Origin of the sequence: Clostridium sp. UBA3061 (genome assembly GCF_002367465.1) — a bacterium.
Taxonomy (GTDB): domain Bacteria; phylum Bacillota; class Clostridia; order Clostridiales; family Clostridiaceae; genus Clostridium_J; species Clostridium_J sulfidigenes.
In genome coordinates, this window is record NZ_DFCF01000002.1 from 16,004 (window position 1) to 31,834 (window position 15,831).

Sequence of the window (15,831 nt, forward strand, 5' to 3'; positions counted from 1 at the left end):
AAGGCGGGCTATTCAGTGTTTCGAGTGAAAGGAGAAAATTATGTCAATATTAGAAGTAAAAAAACTTAAAAAAATATATACCAGCCGTTTTGGTACAAACCATGTTCAGGCTTTATCTGATGTATCCTTTTCAGTTGAGAAGGGTGAGTACTTAGCTATCATGGGGGAGTCTGGGTCAGGTAAGACTACCCTTTTAAATATTATTGCAGCACTAGATAAGCCCTCAAGCGGCGAGGTGGTGCTGAGCGGTATAAGCAGTATGAATCTTAAGGAAAAGGAAATTTCTAAGTTTCGTCGTGATAATTTAGGCTTTGTATTTCAAGACTTTAATCTTCTTGATACCTTTTCTTTGCAGGATAATATATTTTTGCCCCTTGTTTTATCTGGTAAGTCCTTTAATGAAATGGATAATCGTTTAAAACCTATTGCAAAGAAACTTGGAATAGAAGATATTTTACAAAAATATCCTTATGAGGTTTCTGGAGGTCAAAAGCAGAGAGCTGCCGTTGCTAGGGCATTAATTACTAATCCCCAGCTTATTCTTGCAGACGAGCCTACTGGAGCATTGGATTCTCATTCAAGTGATGAGCTTCTTCACTTGTTTAATGATATAAATAAAGAAGGAGAAACCATAATAATGGTTACTCACAGTACTAAAGCAGCCAGCCATGCAAGCCGTGTGCTTTTTATAAAAGATGGAGAGGTGTTTCATCAGCTATATAGAGCTTCCATGTCCCAAGAAGAAATGTATCAAAAAATTTCCGATACACTTACTATAATTGCTACAGGCGGTGTAAAAAATGAGTAAGATGTTCTATCAAAAGCTAGCTGTAAATAATATTAAAAAGAATGGAAAGACATATTTTCCATATATACTAACGTGTATAAGCACTATTGCCATGTTTTATATCATGCATTTTATATCAGTAAATGATGGATTAAACAGTATGTCTGGGGGAAGGGAACTTAAAATAATACTCAATTTAGGCACTTATGTTATTGGTTTTTTCTCAGTGATTTTTCTTTTTTATACGAACAGCTTTCTTATAAAGAGGCGTAAAAAAGAGCTGGGTTTATATAATATTTTGGGTATGGAGAAAAAGCATATTGCTAAGTTGTTGTTTTGGGAAACCCTTTTCGTGGCAATTATAAGCATGATATTGGGACTGATATCTGGAATTGCAGTAAGCAAGCTTATGTTTTTAATACTTCTTAAGATTTTACAATTTAAGGTGCCAATGGGGTTTATTATATCAACTAACTCCATAGTTAAAACAGTTATTCTCTTTGGCTTTATTTTTGTTTTAACTCTTATAAATAATATGAGACAAATTCATCTTGCAAAACCTGTTGAGCTTCTTAAGGGAGGTCAAGTTGGTGAAAAGGAGCCAAAAACAAAGTGGATTCTTACTTTAATTGGAATTCTCAGCCTTGGAGCAGGCTACTATATTGCCTTAACTACAGAATCGCCTCTAGCTGCGCTTAATATGTTCTTTCTGGCAGCAATTCTTGTTATGATAGGAACTTGGTCTTTATTTACTGCAGGAAGTATTGCTCTTTTAAAAATCCTTAGAAAAAATAAGAAGTTTTATTATAAGACCAATCATTTTATAAATGTGTCTGGCATGATTTATCGTATGAAACAGAATGCAGTAGGGCTTGCTAACATTTGTATTCTTTCAACTACTGTTCTAGTGATGTTATCTACAACAGTGTCGCTGTATATTGGTATGGAGGATGTGCTTAGAACAAGATATCCAAGAGATATTTCAATAAGCGCAAAAAATATATCAAAAGAAAAGACAGAAATGATTAATAATGTTATAAAAGAGCAGGCAGATAAAGATAATATTACTTTGAAAAATATAGTTAAATACCGATCTTCATCTCTAGCTATGATACAAGATAAGAATTATTTCACAGATGATGAAAGTAATTTTGACGCAAACAATATAGGCTTCCTAGAGTTTGTACCACTAAGTGAATATAATGACTTGGAAAATAAGTCTATTACTTTAAAGGAAAATGAAGTGATGCTCTTTACTTATAGAGGAGAAGTAGCTGAAGACAGCATTAATATTTTAGGCAATGAGTTTAAAATAAAAGAACGTATAAATAGCATGACAGTGGATGGAATAGCATCCGCAGTAGCTGCTAATGGCTACTTTATTATCGTACCTGATGAAAAGACAATTGAAAAAATATATGCTTCCAGCACTCAGGATGATGGCAAAATGGAGGATTTATCTTATTACTTTGCCTTTGATACTGATGATAATGCGGAAAAGGAAATTGCTTTAACTAATGAAATTAATAACAAAATAAAACAATTATCTATTGATGCACGTTGTGAAGGCTTGGAAGAATCCAGAGAATCTTTCTTTTCTCTATACGGAGGACTTTTCTTCCTAGGGATATTCCTTGGAGCACTCTTTATTATGGCTACTGTGCTTATTATATACTACAAGCAGATTTCAGAAGGCTATGATGATAAGGAACGCTTTGAAATTATGCAAAAGGTTGGTATGAGTAAAGAAGAAATTAAAAAATCAATTGGAAACCAAGTGCTTATGGTGTTTTTCCTGCCAGTTGTAACAGCAATTATTCATATTGCCTTTGCCTTTAAGGTTATCGTGAAGCTTCTTGCAGTATTAAATCTCACTAATGTTACATTGTTTGTAATCTGCACAGCAGGAACAATTTTTGTCTTTGCTATTTTCTATGCTATTGTTTACTTCCTCACTTCACGAGTTTATTATAAAATTGTCAGCTGATTTGATTTTTAGTTAACTTGCTTATTAGATATATTATAATAGGAAGTTAAGTGGGGAAATATCAGATGCAGCTAAAAAAAGTCAAGAATTAATAACTATGAAGGATTTGGCATACAGAACCAAAGTTATAAGTATTAAAGTAGATACTCAAAAAATAAACTTCAATTAAATAATTTTAAGTTAAAAATCGCGTAATTCAAGAAAGTGAATTATGCGATTTTTCGTAATACTACTAACGGATGTACTAAAAGTATTATCATCTGCAACTGATACGGAGAACTGTATCACAAATAAGTGAGTAAAGAGTTGATATGTAAAGTTAAAATGTGTTAAGTAATCAAATTCACCATATAAAAATGATATTACAAACAGTAATAAATAGTGAAATTACTATATTCTACTTATATTCTATATACTCTACCTTTGGTGGGTTTGAATATAGTAGCTTTTGGATTATCATATTATTAAAGGGAGGTGTTATTATGGATACACAAAAAATTGGACGATTTATAACAGAAGCTAGAAAAAATAAAAAAATGACTCAAGCAGAGTTTGGAGAATATCTGAATGTAACTGATAAAGCAGTTTCAAAGTGGGAATGTGGTAAGTGTATGCCCGATAGTTCATTATTTGAAGAAATAAGTAAAGTGTTGGAGGTTTCAGTTAATGAATTGCTAAAGGGTGAATTTATTGAACAGGAAAATGAAGAGGTGGAAAATAATAAAAATACAATTTTATTACTTAGTGAAATTCAAAAGCTAAAAAGAAATGAATCATTAGTTGGGGGATTATGTGCATTATTGATATCATTTATTACAGTAATTTATTCTGGAATATATAAACCAGGTATAAAAGCTTATGAACAATTTTTTGCTGGATTTATTAAAGCTATCAGTGCAGGTTGTCTTGTTATAGGAATACTTCTTATATTTAATGTATGGGTAAAGTACTCAATAAGAAGTTCAAATAAAGATAAGAGATAATCGTATTTAAAATAATATATAAGAAGTTAAAGGTTTGAGAAAATAAAGTTTTGACAGGTAGGCTTTAAAATAAGTCTACCTTATCTTCCATGAATAAACCTTTATTTTACAATAACTCATTTATTTGGTACTATATTAGTGTATAAGTTACAAGGCATCTTCAAAAAATAAATAAGTCAGAATGTTCGTCTATTTTGTGTTATACTGTGTCAACAGAACCCTTAGATAGTGCTACTATCTGCGGAACCTGTTTCCTTGGCTAACTCAAAATATACTTTCCATCTTTGACTTATTATTTATTTTCAGATGCCTAAACAAAATATTAATTTTGCACATGTTGTGTTTTGAGGTGGAAAAGCTTATGGAGAATTTAGAGAGTATAATATCAATTAAAGATCTTAAAATGAACTTTGGAGATAAACGTGTCTTAAATGGAATAAATTTAGAGATACAGAGAGGACAAATAATAGGATATATAGGAACTAATGGTGCTGGTAAGAGTACAACTATAAAAATAATGCTTGGTATAATAGAAGGCTATACAGGACAGGTAAAAATATTAGGACAAGATATAAGTAATGGAAGTGTAGAGTACAAGAAGAAAATTGGATATGTTCCAGAGCTTGCTGATATATATGAAAATTTAACTGCATTTGAATATATAAGCTTTTTAGGTGGAGTATATGGCATAGATCAAGATACCCTTATTAAAAAAGCAAAAAAGCTTATGAAGTTATTTACAATTGAAGGAGCTATAAACTCAAGAATATCTTCATATTCAAAAGGAATGAAGCAAAAGCTACTAATAATATGTAGTTTAATTCATAATCCAGATATATTATTTTTTGATGAGCCTTTAAGTGGACTAGATGCTAATAGTGTAATGATATTTAAAGAAGTTATGAGTAGTCTTGCAAAGGAAGGAAAAACTATATTTTATTCTTCACACATAATGGATGTTGTGGAGAAGGTAAGTGATAGAATTGTACTTATTGATAATGGAACAATAGCTGCAGATGGAAGTTTTGAGGAGCTTAAAAATAGTGAAAAAGAAAGCTCTTTAGAAGAAGTATTCAATGAATTAACAGGATTTAATGAACATGGACAAATTGCTAAAGAGTTTGTGTCTTTAGTTCAAGAGGTATAGCTATGAATGAATTTACCATATTAAGACTATTAGATAAATTTAAAGCCCTGTATAAAAAAGCTGGTGTTAATTATGATATTATGCGAATGATTTTGCAAATAAAATTAACTATGGATGGACGCAGAGTAAGTACTGTTTTGACAAATAATAATAAGTCTTCCGAAAATAAAGATAAGAATAATTATAAGCAACTACTTCTTTTTAACGGATTTTTAAGCATTTTTATTGGAATGTTAATGTTAGCTGATATGCCAGCTTTAAAAAATATAAATATTATTATAGGTGTAAATCTATTTATGATGGTATCACTTATGATATCAGATTTTTCAGCTGTTTTATTAGATGTAAAGGAAAAAAACATACTATTACCAAAGCCTGTAAATAGTAGAACCTTTAATGCGGCAAAGCTTACTCATATATGTATGTATCTACTTGGTATATCTTTGTCTCTTAATTTAATGCCTTTAATTTTTGGAACAGTAAAATATGGAGTGATATTTTTACCAGTATTTTTTTTGGAAAATATACTAATAGCTTTATTAGTTGTAGTAATAACAGCATTTTTATATACTTTAGTTTTAAAGTTCTTTGATGGAGAAAAGCTAAAGGATATTATAAATTACTTTCAAATATTATTAGCATTTTTATTTACTTTTGGGTATCAGTTATTTAATAGATTTTTTACTACTATAGATATTACGGCTATCTATGTACCTAAGCTTTGGCATAGTTTAGTTCCATCTATGTGGTTTGCAGCTCCTTTTGGAATATTAATAGATGGAAATAGAAATCCTTTTTTAATATTTTTATCTGTAATGGCAATATTAGCTCCAGTAATACTAATTATCCTTTATGTTAAGAAGGTAGTACCATATTTTGAAAAGAACCTTCAAAAACTAAATGATAATGGGGGAGCTATAAGAGGTGGAGATAAAATAAGAAAAGATTTTATAGCGGGAATAATTTGCAAAGATAAAGTTGAAAAAAGCATGTTTACATTTACTAAAAATATGATATCTACAGAAAGAAACTTTAAACTTAAGGTATATCCTTCTCTTTCAATGGCTGTATTTATGCCAGTTTTATTTATTTTTACAGATAGAGATAAATCCTTTATTGAAACTATTCAAACAAGCTATGGTGGAAAAGTACATTTATTAATGTATTTAACTGTATTAATGCTATGCTTCTGCACTGCTTATATAAACAATAGTGATAATTATAAAGGTGCATTTATATATAAGGTATTACCAATAAAAGATCCAGGAGTAATATTAAAAGGAGCAATAAAAGGAACCTTATTTAAATTAGTTATACCAGTTTATTTATTTACGGCTATAGTGTTTTTAATATTAAAGGGACCATCAATAATCTTAGACTTAATTGTAATGTTTTTAGTCCTTTTAATATCATCATTAGTTTATTTTAAACTGTCAAATAAGATGATGCCTTTTAGTGTGAAATTTGCTTCAACTGATAGTGGTAAGCTTATAGGCCCAGGGGCGATTACATTTGTGCTTATTGGGATATTTGCTGCAATACACATAATAATTAGAAATAATATTACCTTTATAGGAGCATTTATAGCAACTCTTTTTGTAATTAATATAATTATTTGGAAAATTAGCTTTAAAATAAGTTGGAAAGATATAGGGATATAATATTGACTCTCACATGGTGTTAGGCATTATTCTAAAGATGTCATTCGAATGGCAGTAATTTATAGGAGTTGATTTTATGTTCAAGATTGGAGATTTTTCTAAGTTGACCAGGGTATCTGTCCGTATGCTCAGATATTATGATGAAGTTGGACTTTTTAAGCCTTCTAAAATTGATGACTTCACAGGTTATAGATATTATTCGGCAAAACAGATTTCAGATATTAACCTAATAGTATCATTGAGAGATATGGGTTTTAATGTGGCTGATATAGCAGTATGTATGAAGGAAAAGTCTGAGGAAAAGCTAGAAGATATTTTAAAAGTGAAAGGTGAAGAAATTAAGGATAATATAAGAGCTGAGGAAATAAGACTTGAAAAAATCAACTCCGCCATTAAGGATATGAAAAAGGAGAGGGTTAATATGAGTTACAATGTTACATTAAAATCAATACCTAGTTACAAGGTTATTTCTTTGAGGGATACTATACCAGCTTATAATGCAGAAGGCATGCTTTGGGAAAGGTTAGATAAATACATTGTATCAAAAAACATTCATTGCAACGACATTGCTTATGCTACTTATCACGATGAGGACTATAAAGAAGGTGAAGTTGATGTAGAGGTAGTAATGGGCGTTGACAAGCTTATTGAGAATGAAAATGAGTTTATATTCAAGGAAACTGAAGTAGTGGAGAAAGCTGTTAGTATATTAGTTCCAGGAGATTATTCTAATTTAGCACCAGCATACAACTTTTTAGGAAATTGGATTGAGGAAAATGGATATAGTATAGTTGGAAATCCACGCCAAGTTGCTATAAAAGGACCTTGGAATGAAGGGAATAAAGAGGATTATTTGAGTGAAATACAGATACCAGTAAAAAAATAAAGAAGCTTAAAAAAATGGCTGTACATGATGATTTAGTTATCATTATGTGCAGCCACTTTATTTAAATTAGAAAAAATTTAGAAGCCTTTAATAATTTGTGGATATAAATTGTTTTTGACTAAAAAGTCTACGTTATGCCAATTACAGTGAATCGTATCATAAGTAAGCCTCCAAATCTTTGATTTAGTTAGGCGAACTTACTCAGCGAACGAAGTGAGTCGAGTTTCCTTTAAGACCAAGTATAATTTCTAGCCTTAGGCATTGATATGACTTAACTAGGGCTGTTATTATACGTGAAAATACTGTAACATAAGTAATGAGATATAATAAACTTATCAGTAGATATAATAATATATATTATGGGAGGTATGAATATGGAACTTTGGGATGTATATGATATTAATCGAAATAAAACAAATGAAACTATGGTTCGAGGTGAACCTATTGAAAAAAATAATTATCATTTAGTTGTGCATGTATGTGTTTTTAATTCAGATGGTGAGATGCTAATTCAACAGAGACAACCTTTCAAAGAAGGTTGGTCAAATATGTGGGATATAACAGTAGGTGGAAGTGCTATAAAAGGTGATACAAGCCAATCAGCAGCTGAAAGGGAATTGTTTGAGGAAATTGGGTTAAGAGTAGATTTTAAAAATATTAGACCTCATATTACCATGAACTTTAACAATGGATTTGATGATATTTATTTAATTGAACAAGATGTTGATATCAATGAACTATCATTGCAGTATGAAGAAGTTCAGAAAGTGAAGTGGGCGTCTAAAGAAGAGATATTTTCAATGATAGATAGTGGTGAATTTATACCATATTATCAGAGTTTGATACAACTATTTTTTGATGCTCGAAAAAAATATGGTACTGTCAATGAAAATAAGTATACTCTGTAACTTAGCACATTCCAATATTTTTTCTTAGGGCTATTAGATGAATTAAATAATAAATACTATACAATTAGACATATATTTAAAATAATGTTATAATCCGAAAGAATATTTAGGATTTAAATAATATATAAAATCATGTGGGAGGAAGTGTAGTATGAAAAAATTATTTAAATTATTGAGCCTATCAACATGTCTTTTAATGATGTTGGTGGTTTTTGCAGGTTGTAGTAAAGATTCTTCTAAAGAAATAAGCTTTTTCAATTATGGTGAAAATATAGATGAAGAAACTGTAAAAGAATTTGAGAATGAATATGGCATAAAGGTTAATGTAGAAACCTTTGATGATATGGAAACTATGTATCAAAAAATTAGTCAGGGCGGTGTGAACTATGATGTTATATTAGTATCTGATGTTTTAATGCCTAGAATGATAAAAAGTAAGTTTGTTCAAGAATTAAATAAAGATAATATACCTAATATATCTCAAATGGATGAAGCCTATTTAAATCTAGAAATAGATCCAGGTAATAAATATTCAGTTCCTTATATGTTTGGAACAGTAGGACTTATTTATAATAAAGATGTAGTAAAAGAAGAAGTGGATAGCTTCGATATATTATGGGATGAAAAGTATAAAGATAAGATTTTTATGTTTGATACCTATAGAGACACTATAGGAGTAGCTTTAAAGAAACTTGGATATTCTTTGAATTCAACTGATCCAAAAGAAATTAAAGAAGCTAAAGAGCTACTATTAAATCAAAGGAAATTAGTTAATCCAATATATGGTGTTGATAATGGAACTGTAATGATTCCAGCAGGGGAGTCTGATATAAACATGATTTGGTCTGGAGAGGGATTAAATCTTCAAGCTGAATACCCTAATTTAGTTTATGTAGTACCTAAGGAAGGGGCAAACTTCTGGATTGATAGTTTATGCATACCTTATAATGCTAAAAATGTTGATGGTGCTGAAAAGTTCATAAACTTTGTAAGTGATAAGGAAAGTGCATTAAGAATAGCTGATGAAATAGGGTATACAACTCCTAATAAAGAAGCAAGACTTGAACAACCAGAGGAAGTTAGAAATAATCCTAATGCATATATGACTAAAGAAATAATGGATAGATGTGAAATCTATGTGGATTTTCCTAGTGATGTGAAAAAGGTATATGATGATGCATGGATACGCATAAAATCAAGTAATTAAATGTTACAGAAACAATATGTTCCGCCAAGTTGCTATAAAAGGGCCTTGGAATGAAAGAAATACAGAGGATTATTTCAGTGAAACACAGATACCAGTAAAAAGTAACGGGCTTATAAAAATGGCTGTACATGATAACCTAATTATCATATGCAGCCGTACTATTTAGGTTAGAAAAACTTAGGAGTTTTTAATAATTAATTTATTATTCTTTTAATAATTACAGAAAGTTTTTTCAATCCCTCTTCCATATCTTGATTTGATGCATAAGAGTAAGAAAGACGTATACAATTATTTTTCTTAAAACTATATATATCACCAGGATTAATTAATACATTCTCTTTAAGTGCTTGATCAAAAACCTTATCTATAGACAAAGGTTTATTTAATTTCAACCATATATAGAAACCGCCTTTAGGAATATTCCAAGTTGCAATATCAGAAAAATATAAATCAAGTAAATGAAGCATAAAAGAACATCTTTCTTTTAGTTGTTTTCTAAGTGTTTGAATATGAATATCGTATAGTCCACTATTAAACCATTCATTCATTATCCATTGGGATAATGAACTTGCACCATAGTCAGTTTGCATTTTTATGTCTCCAAGACGCTCTACAATAGATTCAGGACCTACTATCCATCCAATTCTAAAGCCTGGTGCTAGTGATTTAGATACGCTTCCCATGTAAAGAACATTTCCAGTATTGTCTATTGCTTTAATTGGAAGGGGAGGAGCCTCATCAAAATATAATTCTCTGTAAACATCATCTTCAATAATTGGAAGTCGATTTGATTTACACCATCTAAGCAATTCACTTCGTCTATTCTCACTCATAGTAATTCCAGTTGGATTATGAAATGTAGGAATTGTATATAGTATAGACTTTCCCTTTTTTAATATAGTATCATCTATCATCCATGGCATTATACCATCTTTATCCATAGGAACATTTCTCATGGTAATACCTGAGAAGTCAAAAACTCTCAATGATTTAATATATGATGGCTCTTCTACGAGGACAACAGAATTTGGTCCTAGTATACTAAGAGAAATAAGTTGCAGAGCTTGAAGTGAGCCTGATACTATTAAAACTTGTGATGGTTCTACCTGTAAATTGAATTTTTTTAGATACTTACATAATTCAACTCTAAGTTCATATAGGCCAAGCGGACCTAAATAATTATAAGAAACATTTCGATCAGATACTCTTTTAAGAACATCAGTCATCATATCATGAGGAAATTGATCTGGTGACATTTCTCCTGTTCCAAGACGAATTATTGGTTCAATAAATTCGAATTTATACATAGCTTGTATTATTGGATTATTGGGTCTATGTATCCCATGTTCTATGTAATTTTTCCAATCGGGTGTACTGCTGTCAATAAGAAGAGACCATGTATTATTTACTATGGTTGTGCCTTTACCAAAGGAGGAGTCAATAATGCCAAGTGATGTCAGTTCAGATAGAGCCTCAACTATTGTGCTTCTGTTTACTTCAAATAACTCGGCCATTTTACGTTGAGATGGTAGCTTTTGACCAACTACCCAATCCCCTTTTGCAATTCGTTCTTTAAGATATCCAATTATTTGCTTTGTTAAAGTAATATCTGAGTTCTTATCGGGTTTCCAATTTATTATTACAGTTTCATTAAATTTGGTACTCATAATTTGCTCCTTTTGCTAACTTGGATGGGTATTATATTTTCTTTGGTTGGATATTTTATAGTCATTATATTGTATTATTATAATAAATTCAAGAAAGGAATGATTATAGTATGAAATTAAGAGATTTTAAATTAGAAGTATTTTTTGGAAAGCATGAGTTTTCAGCACCATATTTACTTACGCAATCAGATTGTGCTTCTATGAGTATGAAAGAATTACTTGCTTATGAACCTGGTGCTGAAGAAGAATTTTTAAATGGAGGGCTTGGATATACTGAAGTGGCTGGAAGCCCATATCTTAGGGAGGTTATATCTAGTTTATATTCTACAATTACACCTGAAGAAATAGTAGTGCATGCAGGAGCTCAAGAACCAATATTTAATTTTGCCAACGTGTTATTGGAAAAAGGTGATCATGTAATATGTCAGTTCCCTATTTATCAGTCATCATTCGAAGTTCCAAATTCAATAGGTTGTGAAGTTTCAAAATGGTCATTGGAACAAGGTGAGAATGGTTGGACAATTGATATAGATAAATTAGAAGACATGATAAAACCAAACACTAAGCTTATCTGCTTGAATAGCCCAAATAATCCAACTGGTTATACTTTGAAAAAAGAAGAAATAGAAAAGATAGTTGAAATAGCAAGAAGATATGATTTATATGTTTTCTGCGATGAAGTTTATAAAGGTGTAGAATTAGATGGAGAAAAGCGTCCATGGTTTGCAGACTGTTATGAAAAAGGAATTTCTCTTGGTGTTATGTCTAAGGCATATGGTTTAGCGGGATTAAGACTTGGTTGGATTGCTACAAAAGACCTTGAAATTATTGAAAAAATGAAAAAAATGAAGCATTATACAAGTATTTGTACAAGTGCACCATCTGAATATCTTTCTATGGTTGCACTTAAACATAGTGATGAAATACTTAATAAAAATAGAAGTATAATTGAATCAAACCTTAAAATAGCTGATAAGTTCTTTAGTAAATATTCAGATCTTTTTGAATATAACAGACCAATGGCAGGCCCAGTGGCTTTTCATAAGATGAATATAGAAATGCCAATTCATGATTTCTGTGAAACACTTGTTGCAGAAAAAGGTGTACTTTTACTTCCATCAAGTATTTATGGATTTAAAGGACAATATTTTAGAATGGGTTATGGTAGAGATAATTTTGAAGAAAGCCTTAAGAAGTTCGAGGAATATTTGATTGAAAAAAAATACGTGTAGGTGATTAGATGGAGACATTGATTTTATCAAAACAAGATGTAGGAATGCTTATCAATATGAAAGATGCAATAGCTTCTGTTGAACAAGCATATACAGACTACTGCAGTAATATGGTTATTCAGCCACCTATTGTATCAATAGAAGATGAAGAAAACAATGGAGAACTTGATATAAAGACATGCTATTCGAAATCTAATCAATTCATAAGTATAAAAAGTGCATCTGGATATTGGGATAATCCAAAGGTTTATAATTTGCCAACGATGCTGGCAACAATTATGTTGATTGATGGGAAAACCGGTTATCCGTTATGTATAATGGATGGAAGTTTGATTACTGGATATAGGACAGGTGCTGCTGGTGGATTATCTGCTCGCCTTTTAGCAAGAAAGAATTCTAAGAAAGTGGCTATCATTGGTTCTGGAAATCAAGCTCGTATGCAACTCAAAGCTATATGCGAAGTTTTGAATATTGAATCTGTAAAAGTTTGGGACACTAATACTGAATTATTAGCAGCATATAGAGAAGAAATCTCTAAATCACTTAATTTATTAGTTGAAACATGTGAAACTGCAAAAGATGCTGTTATTGATGCTGATATCATTGTAACGACGACACCAAGCAAAAATATGATTGTCAAAGATGAATGGATAAAGGAAGGTACTCATATTATTGCCATAGGTGCTGATATGGCTGGTAAACAGGAGCTTGATCCTAAAATATTTAGTCGATCAAAAATTTATGTTGATTCAATATATCAGTGTGTGGAACGCGGTGAGACAAGAAATGCGATTATGTCCGGAGACATAAAAACCACGGATATTTACGCTGAGTTAGGAGAAGTTTTGCTTAAGAGTAAGCAAGGAAGGGATAATGACACCCAGGTCACAATTTTTGATGCCACAGGAATGGGTATTCAGGATAATACTTTGGCAGATTTGATATATAACAAAGCATTATCTATGGGTATTGGATCTAAAATAAAGTTGTTGTAACAATAGCCATCCCCCACATCAGCTTTCCAATACCCCTACATAATATTTTTGATAAAATTTGTTATTAATAATATTAATATTTAAGAAAGGTAGGTTTGAGGAGAAGATGCTCCATGACATCTTCTCCAAAGAATGAAAATGAAAATTAAAGCTTTTACTTTAAACTCATTTGCAAAATCCATGGAGGGTGGAAATCCGGCAGCAGTTGTTTTTGATGCTGATCACCTATCCGAAGCAGATATGAAAAAAATTGCTGAAAAAATAGGTTTTAGCGAGACTGCTTTTGTAATGAATTCAAATTTAGCAGATTTTAAAGTACGCTTTTTTACTCCTGCAGAAGAAGTAGACCTTTGCGGACATGCAACTATAGGCGCATTTTACATGCTATTAAGTGAAAAACGTATTACACCAGGACACTATACACAGGAAACAAAGGCAGGCATTCTTAACGTATATGTTAAGGAAGATATGTCAATTATTATGAATCAGTCACTTCCGACTTTCTTTGAGACATTAGACAGAGAAGAAATTGCAGGCTCGTTGAATATTTCTGTAGCTCAAATAGATGCAAATTTCCCATTACAAATTGTATCTACCGGTTTGAAAGATATTATTGTTCCTATTAAAGATTTAAGCATTCTAAGTAGCATTAAACCTGATTTTGAAAAGGTAGCTGCAATCAGCAAAAAATATGATGTTGTAGGGTATCATCTGTTTACACTTGAATCGTTACATAATTCAAATGCTCACACTAGAAATCTTGCACCTCTTTATGGCATACCTGAAGAGTCTGCCACTGGTACTTCAAATGGAGCACTAGCTTGCTATATGCTAAAATATGGTGCATTAAGCCAACAAACTGTAGATAATGTTATAATTGAACAAGGTTATTCTATGGACAAACCTTCAGAGATATTGGTCTCATTATCAACTCTAGGAGATAAGATTGAAGAAGTCAGAGTAGGTGGAAAAGCATTAAATATTTCTGAAATAGAAGTTGAAATTTAGTGTTTTAGCAGTTGATAATGGTAGAAAAGGACGGTTGTACCTGTTTTGCTTAAAACAATATATTTAATACATATATGACTAAAGAAATAATGGATAGATGTGAAATCTATGTGGATTTTCCTAGTTATGTGAAAAAGGTATATGATGATGCGTGGATACGCATAAAATCAAGTAATTAGAAATCATCTATAGTATTATATAACAATAAAAAAGAGAGTAGATAAATTTGTGTTTATACAAATCTATTTATTCTATAATAAAAATGCTTAGTGAGTCAACACTAAGCATTTTTTACATTTTAGCTTTTAAATATTTCGGGATAGAAGTCTTTAGCCAATTTTTCTAAGCAATCGAAGGTTCTGTAGCCATATCCCATAAGTTCAGTGTATTCAACAGAAACGATATTTTTATTCTTTATAGCTTCAACACTTTGAAGTGTAGGTTCGGCTAATAGCCTATCTACGGCATCAACATCTACTGAAGCATTTTTATTTGCTGTTACATAAACAATATGGTCAGGGTTAGAAGAAATTATATTTTCTAATGATATAGAACCCCCTTTTTCAATAACGTTATCCGAATTTAACACATTTAACATTTCCTTTTGTAATGAAGCATTAGCACCATAAGCAGTAAAGGATTCTCCATTATAATTAACTATTAGCATAACCTTTTTTCTTTCACTAGTGGTTGGAACTTTTGATTTAATGTTATCAAATGAATTCTGAAGTGAGTCAGCTAATTTATTACCTTTATCTTGAACATCGAACATAGTACCTACGTTCCTAACATCTTGAATAATTGTGTCTAAAGAAATATGGGCATTCATTTTACTTGCCAATTGAACGTAAGTATTAATACCAACTTCATTTAAACTTGGTATTGAACCATATCTATCATCTTTAAATGAAGCAGATCTTCCGATTACTAAATCTGCACCTGAGCCAACAACAACTTCTTTAGCAACATCACCTTTGTTAGCAATTGCAGGTATAGATTCGTAGTCTGCTTTTAAATTTTCTAACATAGGAGTATCTAAGTCACCTGTTCCAATTATAGAATCCTTTAACCCTAAAGTTAAAAGTAGTTCAGTTGAAGTTTGATTATTAGTTATAACTTTCTTTGGAGATTCATTAAAAGTCTGTTTGTACACATTTCCTTCAGAATCAAAAGCATCAAAGGTTATTGGATAAGTTGTTTTATTAGTTGATGCAGCTGTAGAAGTGCTAGTTTGCTCTTGCTTTGATGGTGAGTATACATTTTCAGTTTTATTACTGCAGCCTACAAAGACTACAGCAGATAGAGCTAATGATGTAAGTAAAAGTAAAGTTTTTTTATTCATGATAATTCTCCTCTCGATTTT

14 protein-coding genes are annotated in these 15,831 nt (G+C 31.0%); 12 read left to right on the forward strand and 2 right to left on the reverse strand.

All coding sequences use genetic code 11. The annotated features are described in order from the left end of the window. Positions 1-40 precede the first annotated feature (40 nt). The 9 genes from B2P65_RS00330 (at position 41) to B2P65_RS00370 (ending at position 9,732) form a co-directional block, all read left to right on the forward strand. The gene (locus B2P65_RS00330; RefSeq protein ID WP_346847151.1) at positions 41-808 is read left to right on the forward strand and encodes an ABC transporter ATP-binding protein; all 768 of its coding nucleotides are present in this window, start codon (positions 41-43) and stop codon (positions 806-808) included. Beyond that, positions 801-2,774, forward strand: a complete 1,974-nt coding sequence (locus B2P65_RS00335) for an ABC transporter permease (protein ID WP_346879401.1) — start codon at positions 801-803, stop codon at positions 2,772-2,774. Before B2P65_RS00330 ends, B2P65_RS00335 begins: the two co-directional genes overlap by 8 nt. Positions 2,775-3,256: 482 nt before the next feature. After that, on the forward strand, positions 3,257-3,757 hold the full coding sequence (locus B2P65_RS00340; RefSeq protein ID WP_346879402.1) for a helix-turn-helix transcriptional regulator: 501 nt from the start codon (positions 3,257-3,259) through the stop codon (positions 3,755-3,757). A gap of 361 nt (positions 3,758-4,118) precedes the next feature. Beyond that, positions 4,119-4,904 carry an ABC transporter ATP-binding protein gene (locus B2P65_RS00345; protein ID WP_346877680.1) on the forward strand — a complete coding sequence of 262 codons (786 nt, stop codon included), beginning with the start codon at positions 4,119-4,121 and terminating at the stop codon, positions 4,902-4,904. Between the two features lie 2 nt (positions 4,905-4,906). Then, entirely contained in the window at positions 4,907-6,565 is a 1,659-nt protein-coding gene (locus B2P65_RS00350) for a hypothetical protein (protein WP_346877681.1), read from the forward strand. A gap of 76 nt (positions 6,566-6,641) precedes the next feature. Continuing rightward, positions 6,642-7,451: a MerR family transcriptional regulator gene (locus tag B2P65_RS00355; RefSeq protein WP_346879403.1), complete on the forward strand. Its 810-nt coding sequence runs from the start codon at positions 6,642-6,644 to the stop codon at positions 7,449-7,451. A gap of 374 nt (positions 7,452-7,825) precedes the next feature. Continuing rightward, positions 7,826-8,359, forward strand: a complete 534-nt coding sequence (locus B2P65_RS00360; RefSeq protein WP_346879404.1) for an NUDIX hydrolase — start codon at positions 7,826-7,828, stop codon at positions 8,357-8,359. A 151-nt stretch (positions 8,360-8,510) separates the two neighbouring features. Beyond that, positions 8,511-9,566 (forward strand): spermidine/putrescine ABC transporter substrate-binding protein, encoded by a 1,056-nt coding sequence (locus B2P65_RS00365; protein WP_346879405.1) that lies wholly within the window; start codon positions 8,511-8,513, stop codon positions 9,564-9,566. Between the two features lie 16 nt (positions 9,567-9,582). Further along, positions 9,583-9,732 (forward strand): hypothetical protein, encoded by a 150-nt coding sequence (locus tag B2P65_RS00370; protein WP_346879406.1) that lies wholly within the window; start codon positions 9,583-9,585, stop codon positions 9,730-9,732. A gap of 28 nt (positions 9,733-9,760) precedes the next feature. Here the strand turns inward: B2P65_RS00370 and B2P65_RS00375 are convergent, their stop codons facing one another. Next, on the reverse strand, positions 9,761-11,233 hold the full coding sequence (locus tag B2P65_RS00375; protein ID WP_312654296.1) for a PLP-dependent aminotransferase family protein: 1,473 nt from the start codon (positions 11,231-11,233) through the stop codon (positions 9,761-9,763). Between the two features lie 110 nt (positions 11,234-11,343). Here B2P65_RS00375 and B2P65_RS00380 point away from each other — a divergent pair, with 110 nt between their 5' ends. The 3 genes from B2P65_RS00380 (at position 11,344) to B2P65_RS00390 (ending at position 14,468) form a co-directional block, all read left to right on the forward strand. Continuing rightward, positions 11,344-12,465 (forward strand): aminotransferase class I/II-fold pyridoxal phosphate-dependent enzyme, encoded by a 1,122-nt coding sequence (locus tag B2P65_RS00380; RefSeq protein ID WP_312654294.1) that lies wholly within the window; start codon positions 11,344-11,346, stop codon positions 12,463-12,465. An 8-nt stretch (positions 12,466-12,473) separates the two neighbouring features. Beyond that, positions 12,474-13,460 (forward strand): ornithine cyclodeaminase family protein, encoded by a 987-nt coding sequence (locus B2P65_RS00385; RefSeq protein ID WP_346847165.1) that lies wholly within the window; start codon positions 12,474-12,476, stop codon positions 13,458-13,460. A 138-nt stretch (positions 13,461-13,598) separates the two neighbouring features. Then, a complete protein-coding gene (locus B2P65_RS00390; RefSeq protein WP_312654290.1) occupies positions 13,599-14,468 on the forward strand; it encodes a PhzF family phenazine biosynthesis protein in 870 nt (289 codons plus the stop codon). A 298-nt stretch (positions 14,469-14,766) separates the two neighbouring features. Here B2P65_RS00390 and B2P65_RS00395 read toward each other — a convergent pair whose 3' ends face one another. After that, positions 14,767-15,810: an ABC transporter substrate-binding protein gene (locus B2P65_RS00395; protein WP_346879407.1), complete on the reverse strand. Its 1,044-nt coding sequence runs from the start codon at positions 15,808-15,810 to the stop codon at positions 14,767-14,769. Positions 15,811-15,831: the final 21 nt, after the last annotated feature.